Source organism: Desertivirga xinjiangensis (assembly GCF_024436435.1).
Lineage (GTDB): Bacteria > Bacteroidota > Bacteroidia > Sphingobacteriales > Sphingobacteriaceae > Desertivirga > Desertivirga xinjiangensis.
Window position 1 is genome coordinate 34,869 of the sequence record NZ_JAFMZP010000015.1, and the last position, 25,680, is coordinate 60,548.

Sequence of the window (25,680 nt, forward strand, 5' to 3'; positions counted from 1 at the left end):
ATTTTTATCAACAGATTTAAAATATAATTAACTTAGCCCATTCTCAATTAAAATCGCACATGTCAAAACATTTAAATCGTCTCTGTGCAGTAACACTGCTTGTGTTGTTCAGCAGCTTTATAAGCCGGAGTTTTGCTCAACAGAAAGAAGTCGTAATTATAGGTGTTTCCAATGAAAGCTCCTTTTCGCGAAAAGCTGAAACAATAGAAATTCCATGGAAATCGGTAAAGAAGAAGCTTAAGAATGCCGATCCGCACATGGTGCTGGTTAAAGATTTAAGAACAGACACTGAGATCCCTTCACAGGTTCTTTATAACGGAACTACAGAGCCTCAGGCGCTGATCTTCCAGGTGGATATTACTCCCGGCGCACAGATCAATTTTGGTATTCAAAAAGGCAAACCTTCTGAGTATAAGCTGAAGACCTATGGCAGGCAGGTTCCGGAGCGTTTCGATGATTTCGCATGGGAAAACGACATGGTTGCTTTCCGTATGTATGGCGCGGCGCTTGATGGAAGGAAAGACAACGCCAAGGGTATCGACTATTGGTCAAAGCGAACCAATGAGCTGGTAGTGAACAAATGGTATAAAGGTAAAGACTACCATAATGATAAGAGTGAAGGAGGGGATGTTTATCATGTTGGCTTTACGCTGGGTGCCGGCAATTCTGCTCCACTGATCGATACTGCTCTGATCTTTCCGGCGAACTATTCCAGCTACAAAATTCTCGATCAGGGACCTGTCCGCATTTCTTTCCAGTTGATGTACAAGCCATGGACGGTTAACGGACAGGAGGTATCGCAGGTGAAAACCATAAGCCTTGATGCGGGCTCAAACCTTAACAAAATAGTTGATCAGTATAGCTTTAAAAGTAAAGAACTTCCGCTTGCTATTGGCGTTACTAAACACAAAGGCAACGGAACAGCTACCATCGATTCATTAAACCGGTTTGTGAGCTACTGGGATCCGGCCGATGGAATGGATAACGGAATGATAGGGACTGCCGTAATTGTACCTTCTTATAAAACGGAGAATTATTCAGATAAATACGGCCATGTATTTATTGGAGTTAAAGCTGCAAGGAATAAACCTGTGGTTTACTATCAGGGAGGTGGATGGGATAAATCCGGCTACTTTGCTGATAACGCTGCCTGGGTTAGTTACATCAGGGATTATACACAAAGGTTGGATAATAAGCTGAAGGCGAAGGTTAAATAGATCGGTTTTTTTTGTATGATATCGAAGGTTTTTGACATTCTATGCTGGCCATAAGTTCACTTGTTCAAGTTTTAACTTATGGGCCCAAGCATTGTTTTGTTAATTCATTTTAATTGAGGGAAGTAAGATTATTTTACTTCCCTCAATTCAGCTGGGAACCCGTTCCGTTAACCATTTGTTAGCTGATGATATGTCGGTGAAAAATTGAGTCGTTACCTTCCCTTCTTTCATATTTATTGCCTTTTTGGCAGATAATTGGCTAAACGTACTGGGTGAAAAGACCCAGGCAAAATACCGCAAGCCTGCTTTTTCCATTTGAGGGAACCATTCTATGCCCACCCATTCTGCCGCTTCCGACCAGGTGCCCTGAACATTTCTGTTATCATTAATTACCTTAGCGCAATTTTTCTTTTTTAAGATATCCAACATTTTCATACAGCCGTTTTGAATAGAGCTTAGATTCTGAAAACCTTTCCAATCCACTTCAAGTTGTTGGTTTTGCTGATTGTATGCGATGGTAATATAAGGGTCTTTGTAATAAGTGTCAGTTTCTGTTACCTTATCTTCTTTTTGCTGTTCCAGGGGCAACCTAAAAAAGAAGGTCGAACCAATTCCTTGCTCACTTTCAATCCAGAAGTCGCCACCGTGCCGCTTTAGTATTTCTGAAGATATAAACAACCCTAGTCCAAGTCCTTCAAACCTCATTGCCGTATTATCTACCCTGTAGTACCTGTCGAATAATTTATCTAAATGATCATGAGGGATGCCTATACCGAAATCCTGTATTGAAACGATGAGATTGTTGTCTCGTAAGGAGCTGTTAACTATTACCCTTTCACCTCCGGGAGAGTATTTAACTGCATTTGTCAAAAAGTTATTCATTACCTGTTCCAGCCGCAGGCGGTCGCCGGTAAACTCTATATCTGCGGCATCTTCAACAAAAATTTTGTGAGATGGAGCCAGGTGTTGCACGCTTTCAATACAATCTAATACAAGCTGACGAAAGCTAAATGACTCCATGTTATACTGCATCTTACCAGCGTTGATCTTACTTACATCAAGTAAGTCGTTTATGAGCTTCTCAAGCCTGTTAATATGCTCGGCAGACTTTTGCACAAAATCCGGCAACTTCGCGAAGTCTTTTGTCCGCTGCATTAACTGGTTAAATGCTTTTATACTGGTAAGCGGGGTTTTAAGCTCATGGCTGGCAATAGAAAGGAATTCGTCCTTTTTTATACCAAGTTCTTTTACTTCTTCGTACAACTTGGCATTATCCAAAGCAATAGCTGCTTGTGAGGCTACACCAAGAACTAAACTCTCATGTTCCGCTGTAAAAACATCAGCATTTTTATGCCCTAAGAACAAACCACCGATAACCTTGCCAGATTTGGAGACCACCGGAACAGCCATATAACTTACTACAGGCAAGTGCCCACGGGGCATTCCGTTATTTGGCGTATTTTTCCCGTAACGAGGATCTTTAGTGATATCGGCCACTCTCACAACGCCTTCACCTGCAAATGTAGGCTGAAAAACAGCAGTGTTGCGTGGAGTCCCAAACTTTTCAAAAGCTTCTCTAGGGGCCCCGGCTAATGTATATAACAGAAAAGCCTCTCCTGAGGAGTTGACTGTATTATAGAAGAATGCCCCGAAATCAGCGCCAGTCAGCTTCGTGACTGCATCTGTCACCTTCTGAAGTATTTCCTGTAAGTCTAAACTTTCTGAGATGAATAACCCGATGGAGTTCACTATTTCTAATCGTTCAGCATGTGCTTCAAGCAGGGCATTAGCTTTCTTTTGCTCGGTGATATCACGAACTTCGATCACCGTAGCCACCGGAACACCATTTTCAAAAATTGGGCTGGCGGCGCATGACACAGGAACAGAACTTCCGTCTTTCCTAAAAAAGAGGTCCTCATGTGCCCGCATTTCAAAGTTTTGAGGTAAGGCCCTATCGAGCGGACAATCCTCCATCGGAAACTCTCTGCCGTCTGGATAGTGATGATGGATCAAATAATGCAAAGGTTTACTTTTAATCTCCTCAAAAGAATAACCAAACATACTCTCTGCTGCAGGATTCATGAAAGTACAATAACCTTTGTCATTCATTAAGAACAATGAAGATGTTGCATTGTCAGTTATTGTTTTGATTAACTTATTTTGAGTTTGGAGTGCTATATCTGCTTCTTTACCAGAGGTTATATCAACAACAATACCTTCATAAAAAGTCTCTCCCTGCACTATCTTTGCCTTAGCTCTGGCTAGTAACCACCTCGTTTTTCCCGGCACAATTTTAACCCGGTACTCTAGCTGATAGGGTTCGCTCTTATTTATTTGTGCCTCTCTGAGTTGATTGGCACGCTGACGATCTTCTTCGTCTATATTTTTTAAAAAATCCGCTAACGGAATCCCAGCTTCGTCGAAAGGTAGTCCGTACATTGCACTCAGTGTTTGATCTGCATACACGATCTTCTTATGATAGTCTAGCAAGTATGTACCAACCAGGCCAAATGCGTGTTCTTCTTCAAGTGTTCTAATCCTCGCCAGCTGCGAATCCATCTCTTGCTTTCTCAATCCTATTCAATTTGAGGTAAAAATAACCATGTTCTTCTATATTCCATCACTTAAGTCACTCTGAAATAGTTTTTCAAGATGAGACACGATGAGAGGGGACAGAAACGCAAAGTTAAAGGTTCTAAGCTCTCTAACTTCAAGAGCTGGAAATTTTCATGATATATGCTGAGTATGGTATTATCATTACTAACAGTGTATTATTTGAAGCTTTTTTTCTCTTTATGTTATGAGGCGATTTAAGAGTAAAATAAATTTATTGACAGGAAATGTTTTGCGGTATTACTTTTTACCCGCTATTCGTTTCAATTACCATTCAAGAAATTATCTGTTCGAGATGATGATGCAGTGGACGATGCAGATTTAGATAAAATAATGTGGAAGCTGATCAGCCATGGATTTGATTTTTAGTGTATGTTGAAAAAAGCAATGAAAGTGATAGCAGTTTACTGTTATCACTTTGCCTAAGTGTATTGGCGAAAGTATTATTACATGACAAAATTAGTTATGTCTATTTATATTTTTTTCGATATCATTATTAAGTTTTCTGCACTTTGGTTAATATTCAGAATTTTTAAGGTTCAGCGAACTACACTGTCGCTCAATTATAATTTTTTATTTATAGTGTTGCTCAGTCTGACAATCTTTGGGCTTGCTGATTCACCACTAATATTCCGTAACCCCATTGAGCCGAATGATACTAACATTTATAAGATTTTTAAATACCTGATTAGCTCGGTTATTGTTGCGCCTATTTTCGAAGAGCTGTTATATAGAAAAATATTTTTACAGCAATTGTTAAATAAGAAAGTACCAAACTTGTATAGTATTGTCATTGTATCTGTGCCATTTACACTAGTACATGCGCAGTATCTAATTCCCACTCCAAAGCCTCTAACTTTGCTTGCTGTTCTAATAACAAGTCTTGCTATTTCATGGGTTTACGTAAATACAAGAAATGTCTTTATCTGTATTGTCATTCATTCAATCTGTAATGTGTTAGCATTTTTTTGCGCCAGAATTAATCAAAAAATCTTTGAATCTTTACCAACACAATACATAGGTTTCCTACTATCAATTATAATTTTTGGAGGATTGTACTTTATAATGATTAAGAGACTTTCTTCAAACTATAAGTCCTAATTCAGGGAAGAGAAGATCGTGGATGTTTACTCCGAGGCAATTTTTAGAACTGGATAAACCAATATTGCATGTTGTTCATCCTTACACCAGTTTATATGGACGGTTAAAAGCCTCCTGTCTAACAATGATGGAATTCAGGCATAACCTTCCTAGTAATCTGGTAGTGTAACCCTCCCTTCAGGTGTAAAGCTCCTTCTTTCCTTTTTCATGATTCCCTAATTTAATGGTTCTAAATTGTTTTCTAAATTTAGTCCAGTCTTTTAGGGGGCTAGTACAATATCAGTGCTGGATCATTTGATAATCACAGCAGGGGAGTATTTCTCATTTGCTGTTGAGGGACTGCTTTAGTCCTTTTTACACCAGTTTATAAGGGCGATTAAAAGCCTCCTGTCTCACTTTGAAGTATTCAGCAAGCTTCCTGATTATTTCTTTAGACAGGCCTTTTTTATAGTTCAAGATATCAGAAACATAGCCTTTGCTTATACCAAGGATAGTGGTTAAGTCCTGAGGTTTCATGTGGTGGTCTTCCATAAAGGAACGAAGCATGGTGATAGGATCAGTCTCCTGGAAGTTATTATTATCCTCGTCATACTTCTCAATTAAAAGCGTTAGCAAGTCAATCTCATCCTGCACTTGTTCAGTATGGTTCACGCTCAATAACCTTTCCAGTTGATCGCAGTATTCGTTATACTGGTCTTTGTTCTTTATTATGGTATACTTAATCGCTGTCGTTACCATGGTCAATAGATATTAATTGTATACTGTTCACCTTGTTTGCAAATCTTGTCGTACTCGGCATGGGCTCCCATCCAGCAAACAAATAAGTGTGCTTGCTTTGCTCCGAAGACATACTTGCAAATCATCCTGAAATTATTCCCGCCATTATCAAAGATTACCCGGTTACTGCTTTTCCCTAAAAGGTCGGCAGTATTGAAGGTCTCTTTCATATCGCCTGGTTGTTCCCAGTCAAGGAGGAGCTAAAAGAAAATGCCTGATAGGATTTATCAGGCATTTTTTAAGTTTTACCATTTGCAATCAAACTTTCTGCAAATTTTCTGCAAATTTTTCAAGCGGCCAAATTTAATTTGTAACTGCTGATTTTCAGTGACCTGGGAAAGGCTCTAACTCTCGACCCACTGATTAAGAGTCTGTTGCTCTACCAGCTGAGCTACGGAGTCAAAACATCGTTTCTGACTTACAGAGGCGATATTAGCCAATATTTTTGAAAACGAGAAATTTCTTCCGTTACGTATTTGAAACGGTTTTCTCTAAAATTTCTAAAAATTCATCCTTTTTATAAGATGTGCGCATGTGCTTCAATTCCGGGGAATTTAAAATCTTCAGAAGTGTATTCAGTGCTTTTTTCCGGGATTTCGTTTGTGATGAAATACAGAAAAGATAATAATCAGCGATTTGGAGTCGTCGACCTGATATATAATGTTATACGGATATTTTTTTACGGTCAGCTCCCGAAATTCTTGATAGGTATTTCGATACCGGTATGGGTAGTTGCAAATATTTTCTATAGCTTCCTGTACGGCCACAATAAAGTTGTCGGCAGCTACAAAACTTCGTTCTTCGTACCAAAGAAAGGCCTGTTCATATTCATCAGCCGCGCGTGGTTCGAAAATATAGGAATAGGCCATTTATTTGCGCTTTTTTCTAATGGCTTGTATCCGCTGCCCCATTTCCGCCGAAGAAACCATTGCACCTCCATCGAGATAATAAGCTACCCGTTGGTCAAGTTCTGCCTTTAATTCGTCCGTATACTCCGTTATCGACTCCTTAAGCTCATCTTCAACCATAACGTAGATGGCCTTTAATTTTTTATCATTGGCAATATCTAAATAGTTGTGCAAATGTTGCCTTATTGTTGCTGTGTTCATAGCCAAAACCTTTTGTACAACAAATTTACGCAAAGCGACTTGCTTTTACAAACCATGTATGACGTATTCCTGATACAGTACGGGTCTCCTATTTTGACGTTTACCATCTGCCCGGAGGAAGATGGAGTTGCGACATTTTTCCTCCCCCGGTACAGACCCGCGACAACGGAGACGGGCTGTTCCGGGGCTAGTTAGGCTTTTTGTGGGTACGGCCGAGTTACGAGGGCTGTACGTACAAAAGCTCAACTTGCGCACCACTAAACAAATGCTATATCCCGAAGTGATTCAGCCGTGAAGTGGATAAGCCGGTCGTCCAATTCACTGATGATTTTCCTGTAATCCCTTAACTGCTGTTCCACCTTGTCCGCGACAGAAGGATCCTTGATCTTTAAACCTTAGAAACGCAAAAAAAAGTCGCTTTTCGACACGAAAAAACGACTTTTGAAGTGGTGACCTGGGAGAGGCTCGAACTCTCGACCCACTGATTAAGAGTCAGTTGCTCTACCAACTGAGCTACCAAGTCCGGATGAGGCAAAGTAAGTAAATTACAACCAATAATAGAAATCATTAGAGCACATTTCCTAAATTAAAGCAAGTGTCCTGTTCATAATCCAATACTGATCTCAGATACTTGGATTTCACAATTTTCCAATTATTAAGTTCCCTAATGAATTCCGGGACCTCATATCCCCCGAGCTTTGCTGCCTGAGTATAGAAGTCTGCCCGAGATGGATGAGCACTTGAAACCGCGTTGAATGTATAAGCAAATGCTTCTTTTTGAAGGATAGCATAGGTGATTTTCAGGCAATCATTCAGGTGTATGAGATTCACTGGGGCCAGGCCGTTTGGAACTTCCTTCTTGCCTGCAAAAAAGCGACCAGGATCCCTGCCTGGTCCGATAAGTCCCCCGAAACGCAGGATAGTGACTTTGAAATCACTTTGATCCTGCAGCAAACGTTCTGCCTCCAAAATTACCTTCCCTGATTCTGTATCTGGCACAGGCACAGTATCTTCATCCACTGAAGTGTTATTATCGCTGTAAACGCTGGTAGAACTAATAAATATGACTTGCTTTGGGCCGTGTGCAATAATTGTATTTTTGATACCCAGTATTTTATCAAAGTACTCATGCGCTTCTCCCGATCTTCGTTTCGGCGGTATAGCCACAATCAGTACGTCACATTGAAAGAAATCCGGGCTATACGATTGCTCCGCGCTGTCAAAAACAACACGATAGGGTTTGATACCCGCTGTTTCCAGATCAAAAAACTTTAATGAAGATGTACATGAACCTTTCACTTGAAATCCGGCCTTTTGCAGATACTGTGCCAATGCAAAACCGTACCAGCCGCAACCTAAAATACTTACCGTATTGTTTTTTCCCATGGAGTTCAAATGTAGGAAAAGCTAGGTGGATTGAAGGTTACAAGGCTAGTTTTGTAAAAAAATGACGGCCATATATCTAATCATTTGAGAAGCCTGCATGATCTTTCTTTTTTCCTAAAATTAAACGTACACCTTTGTCGTAGCTGAAATAGCTAACTATCCAGTTCAAAAGTACAATTAAACGATTTCGAAAACTGATTATTGAGATGAGGTGGATAAACATCCAGATCAACCATGCAAAAAATCCCTGGGTGCTGTAATTTTTCTTGAAAACTTTCAGATCAGCCACGGCATGATTTCGTCCTATAGTGGCCATGGACCCTTTATCGTGGTAGTTGAACGGCATTAGAGATTCATTATGAATTAAACGCCGAAGGTTTTTTGCCAGCAGGTTTCCTTGTTGAATGGCAGGTTGAGCTACCTGCGGATGTCCATAAGGGTACGCCTCGGATGTCATAGCAGCCACGTCGCCAATAGCAAAAACATTTTCGTAGCCAGCCACCCGGTTATATTCATCTACCTTAATCCGGTTTCCGGGAAGCATGCTTTCGGGCCTTAATCCGGGAATAGGAGCGCCCGTTACACCTGCCGACCAGATTAAGGTATGCGTCTTTATCTCTTCTCCGGAAGCCAGGATTGCAGTTCTGCCGTCATACGACTTTACCCTGCTGTTTAACCATACTTTTACTCCGTATCGCTGAAGATATTCCAGCGCTTTGCGCGAAGCGCCCTCAGACATACCTTTCAATAATTGATTTCCGCTTTGGACGAGGTTTATATCCATTTGTTTTATGTTCAGCTCCCTGTAGTCCTTTGGGAAAACGTGCTTTCGTAGTTCACTCAAGGCGCCCGCCAACTCAACACCGGTAGGGCCGCCGCCGACAATAACAAAGTCCATAAGGGTATTAAGCTGCTCTTCGTCTTTTGCCTGCAAGGCATTTTCAAGGTTACAGAGAATGGTATTTCTTAGAGTAAGAGCATCATCTATGCTTTTAATGGCGATAGCGTTTTGTGCCATTTGTTGATCACCAAAATAATTGGTTTCAGCGCCTGTGGCTATCACCAGGTAATCGTAGTTGAGGCTGCCGATCTTTGTTTTTACGTGTTTATGTTCTGTGTCAATAGAAAGAACCTCTGTTAGCCGAAACCAGAAGTTTTTCTGATTTTCAAAGATCTTTCGGAATGGGGAGATAATAGAAGCTGAATCAAGCCCTGAAGTCGCTATCTGATATAGCAGGGGCTGGAATGTATGGTAGTTATGTTTATCCAGAAGAATTACTTGTACCGGAGCATCCGCCAGGCGCTTTGCAAGTTCGACGCCGCCAAAGCCGCCGCCAATTATCACCACTTTTGGCTGACTGGTATCTGTGTTTCCCGAAAATTCTATCATTCGCGTTGATTTTTTTAATCAACAGCTTTTATATTTAATTGTTCCTGTTTTATGCCTGCAAGTGCTTTTCGTTGCAACCTGGGCAGGTGCCATAAACAATGTGGTTAACCGTATCCGGGGTGAATCCTGAAGGTAATTGCAGTTGCGGAACATGAACGGAATCGAGGCAATATATCTGTAAGCAAACGCGGCAGTTGAAATGAACATGCTGATCATGATGCTGGTGCTCTGTACAGGATGAGCTGCAGACCGCATAGTTAGCGGTCCCGTTCAAATCGATGATCTTATGAATAATTCCCTTTTCTTCGAAAGTTTTGAGTACTCTGTACAATGTAACCCGGTCTACATCTTTACCAAGCACTTGTTCAAGATCTGGTTGAGAGGTGGCAGACTTCCTTTCGGCGAGAATTTCCAGAACGCTAATGCGGGGCTTTGTCTTCTTTAAATCGTGTTTTTCCAGTATTTTTTCGAAACCCTTAAGCATATTACCTTTTTACAAAAATAAGGATTTAGAAGGATATCAGGAGATTCTTTCAAACGATCCTCAACTCCATTATGCCAGTCCAAAAAAGTGGAAAAGATTTGATATTAAAGATAAACAATTGAGGTAATTCGGTGGTTATCAACTAACTTATAGGTTAAATGAAGATTCCGCTGAGGTTGTTTTTTTATATAAATACGCAAATACTAAAAAAAGAATATGAAAACGCTCAATTTGTTCATTCTGGTTTCTGGTCTGCTTATAGTCAATACAGCTCAGAGTAGTGCTCAATCGAAAAAAGAACTGGTAGAAATGTTCGCAGCTAAAACTGATAGTTTAAATAACTTGCTGATGGCAAAAAATGAAAGTCTGCAAAAACTGGAAATTAAGCTGGCCAAGCTTGAGGGGGCAGCCGAGGCTAATGACAAAAACTTTAAGCGGATTGAAGACAGAACCGACAGCCTTACCAAAACTCTGACTTTGAAAGACAGCATCATTAATAGTCTGAAAGTGGAACTCACAAGCTTAACTTCATCAATGGATCAGTTAAGAGAAACCCATAAGGAGGCTACCAGTAAAAATGAACAACTCCAGGCAGAGATCGATACCTATAGAAATAAAACAGTGCCCGCGTCTGTTACTCCCATAAAGAAAGAGAGCAAAGAAGTGCCGGCCACCCAAAAGGAAGTGGTAAAAACCGAGTCTGCTGAAACTGCCGTCAGGCAACAGTAATTCGTCCAGAATTTCTTCCGTTTAAATTGTTCTTTCACCGGAATACACCTCCGGTGAAAGAAAATCATTTCTTTGTAGTCTGAATGCTACGGGCTGATAGTTGGATTAAATACAGTGAAGCGGGCAGAACGTGTTGTTGTTCCCCTTCCCAGAAAGCATCCGGACGTCCGCTAAGCCTGCCATCGTACTTTTCGGCGAGTAGGCCTATGCTATAGTTTTTTCCGGATACCCAGGGGCTTTGTACAGCAGCCCGCTTAGCCTTACAGTTCCACAAGATCTGGGTAACACCGGCCCATCCATGCCCGGTGCCCCAATTGCCGCGATCCTGAATGTTAATCTCTCCATCCGTAGTGATGTTGTCATACAGTGTGCCGACAGACCAGCGATGGTGCGGACCAATGTCGGCATGTGTATTGGTGGCTTTGCAGTTGAAAAACACATTTGGACCGAGCACTTTGGCTCCGGTAACATAGTCGTGCCTTCCTTCAGTGGTTTCCAGATTGAAAAATAGGTTTAACTGGCCGTCATTGTTAAAGGAATAACGTCTGCCGCCTGTTATTACAGATTTAGCATCAAGACATTTTGAGTCGCGAACCGTGATTTGTTTCGCACTTGAGTTTAAACTTACACAGGCAAAGCCAAAATATTTTGAAGTAATGTTTCTAACCCAGCCATTTTCAATTTTCCCAAGTTCTACAGCTATCCAGCCGTGTTTCTCGTCGGTGTCGCCTTCATATTCAGATTCAAACAACATGTCTTCGATGCCCACTTCACTGATTCTTCCTGCAAACGTATATTTAAATACGGAGCCCCCGCCGTATTGCGGATCTAATTCCATCATTACAGGGTTATCCATTGTAATCTGATTGCCTTCAATTCGAATGATCTTTCTTTCAAACTCAAGATCATATTCTTCCGGGCGCCACTGTTTGGTTCCCTCCCTGGCAATGATCTGATCCATCTTGATATCAGTAATCCACTTTTGAGTGCCCGGCCGGAATAAAATAATATTGTCTCCAACGGCCAGTCCTTCGGTGGTTTCAAGATCTAACGTGTAAGATCCCACAGGAACGAACTTGTTCTTAAGCTTTATCCTGGAGCCCTGCATTTCTTGGAGCGATCCTCCGCCGAGAACTCGCAGCAGGGTTCTTTGTTCCTGTCCTGTTGCAAGCAACCGGGTTTCAGTTCCTTCCCCGCGTAGCACGATGCCACCTGACCTGATGAAAATGCTTCCGCCTATATTATAAGTTCCTTTTTTTAAAAGAATAGCTCCTTTGAATCCATTTTTATCCGTTTTCAGATTGGCGACCTCGTCAATCGCATCCTGAATGATTTGCCGGCTATCTCCGGAGTTGGGGGACGATATGGTTTTAACAACCGGCACCCTGGGTATTTCCTTGTTACCCTGATGATAGCCAACATGACTAAAGTCAGGGATGGTATTTCCTTTTTCATCCGGAGTGTATTCTAACCTTCCAGCCTTGTCGACTTTTATAAGAGTTGATTCCTGAGCGTTTAGGTAAGGGTTAAACGCTGACAGAAAAATGAAAAGAAGAAGGAAGGCTAAGCCCTTATTGGTTAATTGATTCATGGTTTTAGTAAAAACCAATTATAATGAATTTTCTTAGTTTTAAATTCAGGTCTGGGGAAACTCAGTACATTTAATCAGGAAGATATATGAAAAAGGTAGATCCAATGTTCGGAGAACTATCTACCTGGATTTTTCCTCCCAGGGTTTCCACCTGTGTTTTCACCAGGTTAAGTCCCATTCCTTTTCCCGGCACAAGCGCGTGAAAACGACTATAAAGACCAAAGAGCTCGTCCCGATGTTTGTCGAGATCTATTCCCAAACCGTTATCACTAACAGACAGGCATAGATAATTTTCAATATGCGTGGTTTTAACGTGGATCTTTAGCGGTTTTGCAGGATTTCCAAATTTAATGGCATTTGAAAGAAGGTTGTAAAGGATACTGTAAAAATATCCTCTGACACTTTTGAACTTTTGTGCGCTTTGAAAATCTGAGGTGATCAAGGCTTGTGATCTAGTGATCTCATTTTCCAGGCTTTGTAAAATAATTTTCAGTTCATCTTCAAATATGATATCCTCCCTGGCTGCCAATCCCAGATCCTGGTAAGAAACAATTGTGGTCAGATCTTTTACAACATTATTGAGATTGATCGCTTCGTTCTCAATATATTGTATGAGCATTTGTTTCTGGCCAGCGTCATCCTTTTCATTTTTAAAAATAGCGGCCAACCCTAAAATTCTGTTAATGGGCGAACGGAGGTTGTGAGACACTATGTAGGAAAACTGCTTGAGGTTGTTGTTCCGTCCGATGAGATCACGCATTATTTTATCCCGCTCTTCTTCAACCTTTTTCCGGTCATGGATGTGCTTAAGATTTCCATCAGATTCGCTGGGCTCGTAAGTGACGGATGGTTGTTTGTTAATCAGGATCAAGACTCCGGAAACACGACCCTCTAAATTTCTGACAGCGCTAAAATGACTGATGAAATCAGCACTTGTTTCAGATGCCTGATAAAGATTGAACAAATTGCTATGCCCCGTTCGAACCGTTACAGGTGCGCCTGTTTTAAAAACCCCGGTTACATGTGGGCTGATAACTCTCCAGTTCTCTTTCCAAACGTCTGCAGCAGTGGCGCCCATGATTTTTGCAGGTTCGTCTGGGAGCAGGGGAGCAGCCGCGTCATTAAAAAATACGGTGTGTTTTTCTCCCCATATCAAAAGCATTGGAATCGCTGAATTAACAATGATTGACACGGTGTTTAGCAGCTCAGGAGGCCAGAACGAAATTTTACCAGCCGGATTCTTCTTCCAGTTAATTGAGCGAATCACGGTGCAGGCGATTCCGTTTGAGTTAAGAAACTCAGGAATGGGATCATCATAGGTACTCATGTTTCATACCCTAAGACATTGAAAGAGTTAATTCTGCACACATAGTCGTATTAAAGTTGCGCTTTTCCCTTCTACGAAAAAAAAGCTTTAAGGTTATATTACCAGGAAAAGTTCTGCTTTTTACATCTTGTTTTACATTACAAAAATATATGTTATAAAAGTTATTCTGAGAGTAGCCTGTAATTCGCCGCAGTTAACGAAGTTTAAAAAAAAAGGTTTTAACAGGCGGTTTTTTTTTCTGATTTTTAAAATTAAATCTTACTATTGTCATATTGTTAATAATTGCGGTTATTTTTTTTCTTTGTCATAAAAAAAATAACTTTACGGCTCAAGCTTCCTGTGAAAAAAGTTTGATTTGATCAAAATATACTGGTATACTAAATATGAATGATTTCAATTTATTGCTAAAATTGAAGAAAAACAGATTTCCTAAACTGAATTCTTTTCCTGCATTTCCTGCAATCGCAGTGGCTTTAATTGCTTCAGCTGTCTCTTCTTGTAAATCGGTGGATTATTACGAACCACCTACTGTTTATAATAAAAGGGGCAAGTCAGTGTTCGCTCCTCCAGGAATGGTGTATGTCCCTTCAGGAACAGTAGTCTATAAAAGCGCTGCAGATGGTGAAAGAAAAGTAAGCTTAAGTCCGTTTTTTATGGATGCGACAGAGGTTACCAATTATCAGTACCGTGAGTTTGTAAACTGGGTAGCAGATTCTATTGCGGTTACCGACATTCTTCAGGATGAAAAATACTTTTTGAAACCTAAAGCTAAGAAGAGTAAAAGAGGCTCCGCAAATGTTGCATCTGCGCCGGGTAAAGTGATCGACTGGTCGAAAGTGCGCAACCGCGGAAAATTACCATTATGGCAAAATCCTGATCCCACTATACAGACGAAGCTTCTGGATGCGAAGCTGATCATTGAACAAGATGGAAAAAATGTACTAAATAAGGATATTGTTAAATATGGTTATTCTTTTCGTCATTCTGCCGGGCCAAATGCCGATAAGTACTTAAAAGAGGTTGTCAGTGTGATACCTGAAACAGATGTCTGGGCAAACGATTTTCCGAATTCACAGGTGGATATCATGTCGGAAAATTATTATCAAACCCGTTCATTCGACCACTATCCGGTGGTTGGAGTTACCTGGCTTCAGGCAAGGGCTTTTGCCCACTGGAGAGGCAAGGCTCACGGCCACCTTATAGCCAGAAACAACTCGCTTAAAACATATCAGTTATCTTACAATCTGCCGTCAGAAGCTCAATGGCAGTATGCGGCGGCCGGCTCTGCTGATCCGAATGATACAGCTGCGGTTAGCAAAAATTCACTGTTAACTTTTAAAGACAAAAAATCTAAAAAGGAAAAGCTGCTGGTGAACTTTAAACAAGGAGAAGGCGACTATACCCAGGATGGATCTACTTTCACTTTGCCTGTTAAAACGTATGCTCCAAATAGCTTTGGATTATATAACATGAACGGTAACGTATCTGAGTGGACATTAGACGCCTTTAGTGCATCGGCTATTGAATTTGTCCATGACCTTAACCCGGTTCTGCAATATGATGCAGATGAGAATGCTCCTGCGGCTATGAAGAGAAAAGTAGTGAGAGGCGGTTCCTGGAAAGATAGCGGGCAGTCATTAGATATTGAAACCCGTAACTACGAGTTGCAGGATAAGCCACACTCTTACATTGGTTTCCGTTGCGTGATGCCGGCTGTAGAGATGATAACAGACCAGGTGAGAACCCGGAAAGCTTCTGAACTTGCAGAAGGTAAAGGTAAAAAAGGCAAGAAGTCAGAGCCTAAGATTAGTAAGAAAAAATCAAATAAGGAATCAAATAAAGCTATATAAGAGGCTGTATAAATTGAAGGATTAATATGAAAAGAAAATTACTGTCCCTATTGCTGGCAACATTCAGCCTGACCACCCTAAGGGCCCAGGATCCCGTGGATTCGCTACCCCCGATTGTTGATGGTTACCAAACTTTTAATATACTGGAAAAAGCTAGTCCTTTTGATTACCCAAAAGTTGACCCTACAAGTATTAAGTTTTACAAAAGGATATGGCGCGACGTGGATTTGAGCCTGCCTCAGAACCAGGTGCTTGCTACGCCTGGAAGCGAATTGATCAATATTTTCTTAGAAGGGATTAAGGCAAGGAAAATAGGTGTATACGATCCTTCTGATGATGCTTTCAAGAAAAGATTGACTTCTGATGAAGCTGAAAAAAGACTAAAAGGTGATAGCGTAACTGTTCCCACTAAATATGACGATCAGGGTAACGCTATTGAGTGGACTAAAATGTTGAATGATTTCAACCCTGAAAAGATTGTGAAATTCAGATTGAAAGAGGATGTGTTTTACGATAAGCAAAGATCTCGCGTGGAAACGCGTATTATAGGAATTGCTCCGTTAATGCGCCTGGACGTAGCTGGTTTGGATTCAAATCAAACAGTGCCGGCATTCTGGTTATATTTCCCTCATTGCCGTCATTTACTGGTTAGTCGTGATATTTCAGATCCAGACAGGGGAATAGCTGATATGACTCTTGATGACTTTTTTGTGCAAAGAAAGTTTAGCAGCGTCATTATCAGGGATTCGAATCCTGCCGGTTTGAGAATAGCCGATTATGCGAAAGATTCAGATTCGCAAAAGAAGGAAGCTCAGCGTATAGAGCAAGGCATACAGGAGTATAAGAAAAAGGTGTGGACTGTCAGTCAAAAGGTTGAAACACCTTAAGATGGTTTAAAAATAAAAAATCCGGTTCTGTAAAGGACCGGATTTTTTTTGTCCTCCAGCTTTTAGCTTTAGCTGTTTACATGCTGTTCAATCTCCGCACCTATTGCCTCAAGGATGTTTGGAGAAATGTCCGACACCTCCCGGCTTTTCCATCTTCCATCACTATCTTTATATAATCTCGAGATGAACTTTTGATTTTGGCTTACGATATAGGTGCCAACCGGGTTTTCTTCTTTCACCTGGAATGTCTCTTCCAGGTTAGCTATAAACAATTTGATTTCGAACGATTGCATAAGATAAAATCGGATATAATGGGATAAATAGCATAAATTCTTACCTACTTAAAGCAATTATCGCCGCTTTTGTTTGCTGGTGGAGATCCACAGTATACTGCATAAAAAAAGCCGGCTTACGCATTACGCACCGGCTTTTTTTATTATTGACAAAGATCTCTATTTCTTCTTTGATTGAGATTGCTGTCTCATATAGTCTTCCATCCGTTGCTGAAATTTCGATTGCTTCTTCTTTTCGCCTTCAGGTTTTTTCTTGTTTTCCTGAATCCTTGCATGGATCTTTTCATCATTTACCATTTGTTTGATTAAAAACTGCTGGGCAAAGGTGAGCATGTTGGCTAAGAAATAGTAGTAATTTAACCCGGCAGGGTAGCTATTTAACACCCCTAAGAAGATAATAGGCGTGATGTATCCTATATACTTCATCTGCCCGGTAGCACCTGAAACCTGGTTGTTGAAATAGGTGTAGATCAAGGTTGAAATAGTCATCAACAAACACATTAAACTGATGTGGTTAATGCCTAGTAAAGGAATGGTAGGGAAGTTTAGTATAGAATCGTATGTTGAAAGATCCTCCATCCATAAAAAGCTTTCTCCTCTTAGCTCAAACAAATTCGGAAAGAAGAAAAAGAACGCCATGATAATCGGCATCTGTAAAAGCATAGGGATACATCCTCCAAGAGGGTTAACTCCGGCCTTCTTATATAATTTAAGGTATTCCTGCTGTAGCAGCGTCGGGTTATCTTCTCCAACCTTAGCCTTTATCTCATCCATTTCAGGCTTTAACACCCGCATTTTAGCCATGGATATATAAGACTTATACGTAAGAGGAGATAAAACTACCTTAAGAAGGATCGTTAATACCAGGATGATCAATCCGTAGCTCCAGTTGAATTGCTCAAGGAATCCAAATACAGGAAGCACCGCTACCCGGTTAACCCATTTTAGAGGGCCCCAGCCTAAATCTATCTGACGCTCCAGGTGATAACCCTGGTCTTTTAGCGTTTTAAACTGGTTTGGCCCAAAGTAAAACTCCATTGGATAAGAGTTTACCGCCTGCTTTTTGAAAGGGAGGACTAAGCTTGCTGCATAACGTTTAACAACGCCAGCTTCCGGTGATGTGGTAACCGCCAGAGATCCTTTATCAAAACCGTCTTTTGATATAAGCACGTTTGAAAAGAAGTGTTGTTTAAAAGATATCCATTTAATCTTTCCATCAGCACCAAGATCTTTTTTCTCATCTTCAGTGGTTCCTATATGATCAACTTCGTTATCAGCATGATTAAAATAAGCCCCCGAATACTTGTGCTCGTTTTGAAGATCTTTTTCTTTTTGCCTTAAAACGGTTTCCCAGTTCAAGGTAAGGGGACCAGGTGTGATAGCACTCTCAAGGCCAGTAGCAATAATGTTAAAACCTACTTTAAAGCTATCGCCTTTTATAGAATAAACATAGTCAAGATATTGTCCCGGGCCGTAGGTTGCTCTCAGCGTTACTGAACCTGAGTCGGCTTTAGAAACATTTAATGCAGGAGCAGAAGGCGTAAAATAAAGTTCGTCAGTATTTATCGCTGAGCCCCCGGCGTTAAAGCTTAGTCCGAATTTAGTATCATTTTCATTAAACATCACAAGAGGCTTCTTGTCGTAAGTTTTGTAATTCTTCAACTCTACTGATTGAATTTTACCGCCCTTGCTGCTGATGTTTACCTTAAAGTTTTGGTTTTCAAGTACAATTACCTGGTTGCTGGCTACTCTTGCTGAACCAAAAGGCCCTTTTAAGAGATTTGAATCTATAGCTGTGGAAGCCGCTGCTTTTTGAGCCTGTTTTGAAGCTGCAACTGCTGGTTTTGAAGCTGCAGTATTCTTTAAAGAATCCTGAACTATTTTCTCGCGTTTAAGTTCTTCTTCAGATGGCTTCAGCAGCCACGTAGAACCAACGAGAATGACTAATATCAAAAATAGTCCTGTGAATGTATTTCTATCCATTATTAATTTGGTAATCCTCTTTTTTGTTAAGTTTTTTTAATTGGCCAAAGATGCGGCGACAATTCTATTATTAAATTTTGTTTTTCCTTTTATTAGCCAAAGATGCGGCGACACCTCCACTAAAAAATATTTTTATTTTTACTTTTATTAGCCAAAGATGCGGCGACACCTCCACTAAAAAATATTTTTATTTTTTCCTTTTATTAGCCAAAGAGGCGGCGACAAAGTTAACAAAAAGAGGGTGCGGATTAGCAACAGTTGATTTTAATTCCGGGTGAAACTGTCCCGCCACAAAAAACGGGTGATTTTTTAATTCCACAATTTCAACCAGGTTATTCTCCGGGTTAATTCCCGAAGCCAGCATACCAGCTTCTTCATATTGCTTCAGGTAATCGTTATTAAACTCATACCGGTGACGGTGACGTTCAGTTATGCGTGTTTTACCATAAATAGCAGCAGCCTTACTACCTTTTTTCAATTCACAAGTATAAGAGCCGAGGCGCATGGTACCACCTTTATTTTTGATCTTCTTTTGCTCCTCCATCATAGAAATAACAGCATGATGCGTATCTTCATTCATCTCGGTGCTATGGGCTCCATCAAGTTTCAATACGTTTCGGCCAAATTCTATCACAGCGCACTGCATACCCAGACATATTCCAAAGAACGGAATGTTTTTTTCACGGACATGTTTTATTGCAACGATCTTGCCTTCGATTCCACGGCTACCAAATCCCGGAGCCACTAAAACTCCGTCTAAACCTGCAAGTTTTTCATTTACGTTTTCTTCCGTGATCCCTTCTGAGTGTAATGAATGAACCCTTACCTTACACTCATTACGTGCTCCGGCATGAATAAACGATTCTGTGATCGATTTGTAAGCATCCTGTAACTCAACGTATTTTCCGATCAGGCCAATGTTGACTTCTGCAGTAGGGTTCTTTAATCTGCCCAGAAAATCTTTCCAGCTTTCAAGATCCGGCTCATTTTTGTGCGGTAGCTTAAGTTTAGTAAGTACAGTTTTGTCGAGTTGTTCTTTCAGCATCAACAAAGGCACATCATAAATGGTTGATGCATCAATTGACTCGACTACCGCATTGATATTAACATTACAGAACTGGGCAATCTTCCGTCTAATATCCTGGTTGATGTGATGTTCAGTCCGGCAAACCAATATATCCGGTTGTATACCATATTCTAAAAGCATTTTAACAGAGTGCTGGGTCGGCTTGGTTTTAAGTTCGCCCGCTGCTGCAAGATAGGGTACAAGGGTGAGGTGGATCACAAGCGAGTTGTTGTAGCCGATCTCCCACCTAAACTGACGTACAGCTTCTATAAATGGCAAAGATTCGATATCGCCAACAGTTCCACCAAGCTCAGTGATCACGATGTCGAAATCCCCGCTTTCGCCGAGTATACGAATGTTGCTTTTAATCTCGTCGGTGATATGGGGAACCACCTGCACTGTTTTACCAAGATAGGCGCCTTCCCGCTCTTTGCGGATCACGTTTTGATAGATACGACCAGTTGTTACGTTGTTTGCCTGAGAAGTGGGTACGTTCAGAAAGCGTTCATAATGACCAAGGTCAAGGTCGGTCTCAGCGCCATCTTCAGTCACAAAGCACTCTCCATGCTCGTAAGGGTTTAACGTTCCCGGATCAATGTTAATGTAAGGGTCGAACTTTTGAATGGTAACCCGGTAGCCACGGGCCTGAAGAAGCTTAGCTAAAGATGCGGAAATAATACCTTTTCCTAACGATGAGGTAACTCCTCCCGTAACAAAAATATATTTGGTCATTTGAAATGATGGATTTTTACTTGATTCTTTCTCTTTTATGATAAAAAATCAAATGCTTTTGTACGGGATTCAAAATTACGAAAAATTTCGGCTCCTGCTAAATTTGTTGAGAAATGAAATGGATTGTTTCAAACATTTACCCTGGTCTATGGGTATTTACAATCCAACAACATACCCTTTGTTCAAAAATTTTACATTTGTTTGTATCACAAATGATATATAAAATCCAAGAATGGTAAATTTCAATAGATTTGTTTTAGACAATGGTCTGAAGGTACTAGTACATGAAGATTATACTACACCAATGGCGGTTGTTAACGTATTATATGATGTGGGCGCCCGCGACGAAGATCCGGAAAAAACGGGTTTTGCTCATCTTTTCGAACATCTGATGTTTGGCGGTTCAGTAAATGTTGCCTCGTATGATGAACCTTTGCAGAGAGTTGGAGGAGAAAACAATGCATTTACGAGTAACGATATTACCAACTATTATATAACTCTCCCTGCCGCAAATATAGAAACCGCTTTTTGGCTGGAGAGCGACCGGATGCTCGGCCTCGCCTTTTCCGAGAAGAGCCTGGAAGTGCAGCGTAATGTGGTGAGCGAAGAATTTAAACAACGCTATTTGAATCAGCCTTATGGGAATGTATGGTTGAAGTTGCGTCCGCTTGCTTATAAAGAACATCCATATAAATGGGCCACCATAGGTAAGGATCTTCTGCATATTGAGCAGGCCACGATTGATGATGTTAAGAGTTTTTTTGCCAAGCATTACAATCCCTCTAATGCCATTCTGGTAGTGGGAGGTGCCGTAAACACCGAAGATATAAAGCTGCTTGCAGAAGAATGGTTCGGTTCAATTCCTGGGGGTGCTAAACCCGAGCGTAAACTTCCGGCAGAACCGGAGCAACTTCAGGAAAGGAGAGAAGTGATTAAAGCAGATGTTCCCTTAAATGCCCTTTACATGGCTTTTCATATGTCCGCGAGAAAAGATACTGGTTACTATGAGGCTGATCTGATCTCTGATATCCTTTCGAGGGGAAACGCGTCCAGGTTGTATGTTTCACTGGTTAAAGAGCAAAAGATCTTCTCTGATATCAATGCTTACCTTACCGGAAGTTCTGATCCTGGCTTATTTGTGATAGAAGGCAAGCTAACGGCGGGAGTGGACACCGCGACTGCCGAAGCTGCAATCTGGGAGCAATTGGAAGAATTGAAGTCCGGGCTTGTTTCTGAAAAAGAGTTCACTAAAGTAAAAAACAAGGTGGAATCTACAATGGTATTTGCCGAAATGAGCTTATTGGATAAAGCTATGAACCTGGCTTTCTTTGAGTTGATGGGTAATGCGGCTGACCTGAACAGCGAAGTGCAGAAGTACCTTGTTCTGACCCCTACAGACATTCAGCGGAGAGCTAACAAGATTTTTAGAAAAGAAAATTCATCGACACTCTTATATCTGGCAAACTAATGATAGACAGAACCCAGGCACCTGCTTTTCGGCAGATTGAAAATATTGATTTAATAAAGGCGGAGGCATATGCACTTGACAATGGAGTGGATCTATATGTTATCAATGCCGGTACACAGGATCTCGTAAGGATCGAACTGATCTTTAATAATATTAACTGGAATCCGGCGAAGCCTCTTCAGGCATTTGCCGTTAACTCCATGCTGGTTGAAGGAACCAGTAAACTGACAGCACTCCAGATAGCCGAGCATGTGGATTACTATGGTGCATTTTTGCAAACTGATTATAATTACGATTATGCTTTGGTAACCGTATATACCCTTACCAAGCATTTGGAGGCCATCTTGCCAATTATTAAAGATGTGGTTACCGGTTCTGTTTTTCCGGAGGAAGAGCTGGAAACTTTTAAACGGAACCAGAAACAAAAGTTAAGTGTAAATCTGGAAAAAAACGACTTCCTGAGCCGTCGGCTGTTCAATCGGGCTTTATTCGGGAACAGTATTTACGGCTATGCTGCAGAGGCTGCCGATTATGACCGGCTTGACAGGGATCAGCTGGTAGAGTATTTTAACCTTGCCTACAAACCTGGTAATTGTACCATCATAGCATCGGGAAAGGTTGAAGATGACACTATTAGCCTGATTAATGAAAATTTCGGTAAACATTGGCACAAAGGATCAGAGATACAGACGAACTTGTTCACTTTTCCTGCGAGGGGTGGAGACGAACATTATTTCGAAAAAGAAGGTGCCCTGCAATCAGCTATCCGGCTGGGTAAATTGTCTGTTAACCGGAATCATCCGGATTTTGCAGCCCTCCAGGTGTTAAATACTGTGCTTGGCGGCTACTTTGGGTCAAGACTGATGGCAAACATCAGGGAAGATAAAGGGTATACCTATGGAATTGGCTCCGCTGTTGTTTCATTGCAAAACGCCGGATATTTCTTTATTGCATCTGAAGTTGGCGCCGATGTATGCTCATCGGCGATTCAGGAAATCCAGAAAGAAATAACTTTATTGCAAACTGAACTCGTTCCTGATGAAGAGCTGGCCCTGGTGAAAAACTATATGCTGGGATCTTTTCTGGGTGGCCTGGAGAACGCTTTCTCTCATGCAGATAAATTTAAAAATATCTATTTTTCGGGAATGGATTACGACTACTACAGCAATTATGTAGAAACTGTCAAGTCTGTTTCTTCTGAAAAATTGTTGGAGTTGGCCAAGTTCTATCTCAACTTTGACTCGTTCCAGAAAGTGATCGTAGGGAAGAAATAAAAAAAGGGTATCCAAAAAACTGTTCCTTCGTCATGCCGAATTTATTTCGGCACCTCTTGACCATGCTTTCGAGCATAATCAAGCGATCCTGAAACAAGTTCAGGATTACGAAGGAACCATTTTGGATACCCTCCTTATTTGTAAAGGGGTGCAGTTAGATCAGCTCAACACTTCTCTTAACAAAATCGGTAAGTTCTGCACCTGTCAATAAGCCTTGAGAAAGTAGGGCCAGGTCAAATGCTTGTTTTGCCAACTTGCTTTGTTCTTCAGCATTTTCGGTACTTGCAATACGACTGATCAATGGATGATTACCATTCACAGCCACTTTGTAGTTATCAGGCATAGAACCATAAAAGCTCATTCCGCCTCCCATTTGCGCCATATCCTTCATTCTGCGCATAAACTCATCCATAGTGATATGAACTGGCAGTTCTTCCGGATTAAGACTTTCTATTTCTACCTTAAAGTTCGGTTTCTGGATAGTGCTTTCAAAGACAGACTTCACCTTGGTGGTCTGCTCTTCAGATAACACATGTGCCGGAGCATCATCCTTAACGATCAGTTTGTCAACAACATCAGAGTCTACCCGTTTCAGTGAAGATTTTTCTAGCTTCTGCTCCATATGACTAATGAAGTGATTGTCGATAGGCGTGTTCATCAACAGTACATCGTAGCCTTTATTATTAGCCGACTGAACGAAAGAGTGCTGTTTGTCAGCATCCACCGTATACAGATATACTAAAGTGTCATTTTTGTCAGTCTGAAGCGGCTTGATTTTTTCTTTATACTCATCAAAAGTGAAGTGCTCTCCATTTGTATTGCTTAGCAGAGCGAAATCTTTGGCTTTTTCATAGAACTTATCTTCACTTACAATACCGTATTTGACAAATAAGCCTATATCCTGCCATTTTTCTTCGAAAGCTTTGCGATCTTTCTTGAATAATTCAGCAAGTTTATCTGCAACCTTTTTAGTGATATAGCTATTGATCTTTTTAACATTGCTATCTGCCTGAAGGAAGCTTCTTGAAACGTTAAGCGGAATATCCGGTGAATCAATAACACCATGAAGAAGCATTAAAAATTCGGGAACGATATCTTTTACTTCGTCGGTAATAAATACCTGGCGGGAGAATAACTTGATCTTGTTGCGTTGAAAATCGAAATCGTTCTTAACTTTCGGGAAGTATAATACCCCGGTAAGGTTAAAAGGATAATCTACGTTCAGGTGAATCCAAAAAAGCGGATCTTCAGAGAATGGATAAAGCTCTTTGTAAAAGGCCAGATAGTCCTCGTCTTTTAAGTCGGCAGGAGCTTTTGTCCAGATCGGATTTGTGTTGTTGATAATGTTATCAACTTCCACCGTAGTATATTTAGGCTTACCTTCTTCATCTTCACCATCAGGCTCTGTTTCTGTAGTTGTTCCAAATTTAATTGGAACAGGTAAAAAACGGCAGTATTTGTCGAGGATGCCCTGCAACTTAGACTTGTCCAGGAACTCTTCTGAATCGGCATTGACATGCAGAATGATATCCGTTCCTCTTTCGGTACGATTGCCTTCGGTGATCTCAAACTCGGTGCTTCCGTCGCAGATCCAACGAGCCGGTTCAGCACCTTCCTGGTAGGATAGTGTTTGAATTTCTACCTGGTCAGCTACCATAAAGGCTGAATAAAAGCCTAATCCGAACTTTCCGATAAGCTCATTTGCGTCTTTAGAGTCTTTGAACTTCTCAACAAATTCTGTAGCACCTGAAAACGCAATTTGATTAATGTATTTTTTTATCTCATCAGCCGTCATTCCAAGGCCTTTATCAGAGATAGTTATTGTTTTCTTTTCAGTGTCGAGAGCCACTTCTACCCTAAGGTCGCCAAGTTCGCCCTGGTATTGACCAAGCGATGAAAGTCGTTTGATCTTCTGAGAGGCATCTACTGCGTTTGAAACTAATTCACGAAGAAAGATTTCGTGATCGGAGTATAAAAATTTCTTAATGATCGGAAAAATGTTTTCGGTGTGAATCGAAATCGTACCTTTTTCTTGCATAATACTATTGAGGTTAAAAACTTAAATTTCGAGAAGCTTATCAAGCCCTGTTCCAAAATAGAAATGTTGTCAAAATGACAGAAGGACGAGTCTGAAGTTAAAAGTCAGCGGGCTAAGCACGTCAGTTAAGGAAGTCCGTTGCCTGGGGTCGAACGGTACGCGTGCGCTTGTGTAATATCCTGTGCTCTTACAGGCACCATGGTCGTACGCCGTACTGTCCGGAGAGTTCCAAAGGGCTCTCCGGATCCATCAATGAATGAGAACGAGACAAGTACGTGTCACTTCCTAAAAAAGCTATACACAAAAACAGTGTATGGAACAGAAAGAAACGTTTGTAAATCGAGAGAACAAAGGTCAGCCGTTTG

21 protein-coding genes, 1 tRNA gene and 1 pseudogene are annotated in these 25,680 nt (G+C 41.0%); 8 read left to right on the forward strand and 15 right to left on the reverse strand.

Annotated features, from left to right (window positions below; translation table 11 throughout):
• Nucleotides 1–59 precede the first annotated feature (59 nt).
• Complete coding sequence (locus tag J3P37_RS22430) at nt 60–1,217, forward strand: BT3233 family polysaccharide utilization protein (protein WP_256014263.1); 1,158 nt, start codon at nt 60–62, stop codon at nt 1,215–1,217.
• A 147-nt stretch (nt 1,218–1,364) separates the two neighbouring features.
• Here the strand turns inward: J3P37_RS22430 and J3P37_RS22435 are convergent, their stop codons facing one another.
• Nucleotides 1,365–3,791, reverse strand: a complete 2,427-nt coding sequence (locus J3P37_RS22435; protein WP_256014266.1) for an ATP-binding protein — start codon at nt 3,789–3,791, stop codon at nt 1,365–1,367.
• 504 nt (nt 3,792–4,295) lie between these two features.
• Between J3P37_RS22435 and J3P37_RS23195 the strand changes: the two genes are divergently transcribed.
• A complete protein-coding gene (locus J3P37_RS23195) occupies nt 4,296–4,931 on the forward strand; it encodes a CPBP family intramembrane glutamic endopeptidase (protein WP_369414112.1) in 636 nt (211 codons plus the stop codon).
• A gap of 276 nt (nt 4,932–5,207) precedes the next feature.
• Entirely contained in the window at nt 5,208–5,279 is a 72-nt protein-coding gene (locus J3P37_RS23200) for a hypothetical protein (RefSeq protein ID WP_369414113.1), read from the forward strand.
• 6 nt (nt 5,280–5,285) lie between these two features.
• On the opposite strand, the gene J3P37_RS22440 is transcribed toward J3P37_RS23200, so the two are convergent.
• From J3P37_RS22440 to J3P37_RS22475, 8 genes and pseudogenes are all read right to left on the reverse strand, one after another.
• On the reverse strand, nt 5,286–5,669 hold the full coding sequence (locus J3P37_RS22440) for a helix-turn-helix domain-containing protein (RefSeq protein ID WP_256014268.1): 384 nt from the start codon (nt 5,667–5,669) through the stop codon (nt 5,286–5,288).
• A gap of 2 nt (nt 5,670–5,671) precedes the next feature.
• Nucleotides 5,672–5,887, reverse strand: a pseudogene (locus J3P37_RS22445) (type II toxin-antitoxin system HigB family toxin); the annotation flags it as partial.
• A gap of 396 nt (nt 5,888–6,283) precedes the next feature.
• The gene (locus tag J3P37_RS22450; protein WP_256014271.1) at nt 6,284–6,577 is read right to left on the reverse strand and encodes a type II toxin-antitoxin system RelE/ParE family toxin; all 294 of its coding nucleotides are present in this window, start codon (nt 6,575–6,577) and stop codon (nt 6,284–6,286) included.
• The gene (locus J3P37_RS22455; RefSeq protein ID WP_256014274.1) at nt 6,578–6,817 is read right to left on the reverse strand and encodes a hypothetical protein; all 240 of its coding nucleotides are present in this window, start codon (nt 6,815–6,817) and stop codon (nt 6,578–6,580) included. It lies immediately after the preceding gene.
• Between the two features lie 447 nt (nt 6,818–7,264).
• Nucleotides 7,265–7,340, reverse strand: a tRNA-Lys gene (locus tag J3P37_RS22460).
• 44 nt (nt 7,341–7,384) lie between these two features.
• On the reverse strand, nt 7,385–8,203 hold the full coding sequence (locus J3P37_RS22465) for an NAD-dependent epimerase/dehydratase family protein (RefSeq protein WP_256014276.1): 819 nt from the start codon (nt 8,201–8,203) through the stop codon (nt 7,385–7,387).
• A gap of 76 nt (nt 8,204–8,279) precedes the next feature.
• The gene (locus tag J3P37_RS22470) at nt 8,280–9,593 is read right to left on the reverse strand and encodes an NAD(P)/FAD-dependent oxidoreductase (protein WP_256014279.1); all 1,314 of its coding nucleotides are present in this window, start codon (nt 9,591–9,593) and stop codon (nt 8,280–8,282) included.
• A gap of 49 nt (nt 9,594–9,642) precedes the next feature.
• A complete protein-coding gene (locus J3P37_RS22475; RefSeq protein ID WP_256014282.1) occupies nt 9,643–10,077 on the reverse strand; it encodes a Fur family transcriptional regulator in 435 nt (144 codons plus the stop codon).
• 216 nt (nt 10,078–10,293) lie between these two features.
• Between J3P37_RS22475 and J3P37_RS22480 the strand changes: the two genes are divergently transcribed.
• Nucleotides 10,294–10,806, forward strand: coding sequence for a hypothetical protein (locus tag J3P37_RS22480; RefSeq protein WP_256014285.1), 513 nt, complete (start codon nt 10,294–10,296; stop codon nt 10,804–10,806).
• Between the two features lie 64 nt (nt 10,807–10,870).
• On the opposite strand, the gene J3P37_RS22485 is transcribed toward J3P37_RS22480, so the two are convergent.
• Together J3P37_RS22485 and J3P37_RS22490 are read right to left on the reverse strand one after the other, a co-directional pair.
• The gene (locus J3P37_RS22485; RefSeq protein ID WP_256014288.1) at nt 10,871–12,397 is read right to left on the reverse strand and encodes a hypothetical protein; all 1,527 of its coding nucleotides are present in this window, start codon (nt 12,395–12,397) and stop codon (nt 10,871–10,873) included.
• 70 nt (nt 12,398–12,467) lie between these two features.
• Entirely contained in the window at nt 12,468–13,724 is a 1,257-nt protein-coding gene (locus J3P37_RS22490) for a sensor histidine kinase (protein WP_256014291.1), read from the reverse strand.
• 410 nt (nt 13,725–14,134) lie between these two features.
• Between J3P37_RS22490 and porK the strand changes: the two genes are divergently transcribed.
• Both porK and porN read left to right on the forward strand, forming a co-directional pair.
• A complete protein-coding gene (gene porK, locus J3P37_RS22495; protein WP_256014294.1) occupies nt 14,135–15,574 on the forward strand; it encodes a T9SS ring complex lipoprotein PorK/GldK in 1,440 nt (479 codons plus the stop codon).
• 26 nt (nt 15,575–15,600) lie between these two features.
• Complete coding sequence (gene porN / locus J3P37_RS22500; RefSeq protein ID WP_256014297.1) at nt 15,601–16,461, forward strand: type IX secretion system ring subunit PorN/GldN; 861 nt, start codon at nt 15,601–15,603, stop codon at nt 16,459–16,461.
• Nucleotides 16,462–16,529: 68 nt separating this feature from the next.
• Here the strand turns inward: porN and J3P37_RS22505 are convergent, their stop codons facing one another.
• The 3 genes from J3P37_RS22505 to pyrG form a co-directional block, all read right to left on the reverse strand.
• Entirely contained in the window at nt 16,530–16,754 is a 225-nt protein-coding gene (locus J3P37_RS22505) for a hypothetical protein (RefSeq protein ID WP_256014300.1), read from the reverse strand.
• A gap of 159 nt (nt 16,755–16,913) precedes the next feature.
• Nucleotides 16,914–18,737: a membrane protein insertase YidC gene (gene yidC, locus J3P37_RS22510; RefSeq protein WP_256014303.1), complete on the reverse strand. Its 1,824-nt coding sequence runs from the start codon at nt 18,735–18,737 to the stop codon at nt 16,914–16,916.
• 187 nt (nt 18,738–18,924) lie between these two features.
• Nucleotides 18,925–20,535 carry a CTP synthase gene (gene pyrG / locus J3P37_RS22515; protein WP_256014305.1) on the reverse strand — a complete coding sequence of 537 codons (1,611 nt, stop codon included), beginning with the start codon at nt 20,533–20,535 and terminating at the stop codon, nt 18,925–18,927.
• A 232-nt stretch (nt 20,536–20,767) separates the two neighbouring features.
• Between pyrG and J3P37_RS22520 the strand changes: the two genes are divergently transcribed.
• Both J3P37_RS22520 and J3P37_RS22525 read left to right on the forward strand, forming a co-directional pair.
• On the forward strand, nt 20,768–22,003 hold the full coding sequence (locus tag J3P37_RS22520) for a M16 family metallopeptidase (protein WP_256014308.1): 1,236 nt from the start codon (nt 20,768–20,770) through the stop codon (nt 22,001–22,003).
• Nucleotides 22,003–23,277, forward strand: coding sequence for a M16 family metallopeptidase (locus J3P37_RS22525; protein WP_256014310.1), 1,275 nt, complete (start codon nt 22,003–22,005; stop codon nt 23,275–23,277). The genes J3P37_RS22520 and J3P37_RS22525 overlap by 1 nt, the downstream gene beginning before the upstream one ends.
• Nucleotides 23,278–23,431: 154 nt before the next feature.
• Here the strand turns inward: J3P37_RS22525 and htpG are convergent, their stop codons facing one another.
• On the reverse strand, nt 23,432–25,315 hold the full coding sequence (htpG, locus tag J3P37_RS22530; protein ID WP_256014312.1) for a molecular chaperone HtpG: 1,884 nt from the start codon (nt 25,313–25,315) through the stop codon (nt 23,432–23,434).
• Nucleotides 25,316–25,680 lie beyond the last annotated feature (365 nt).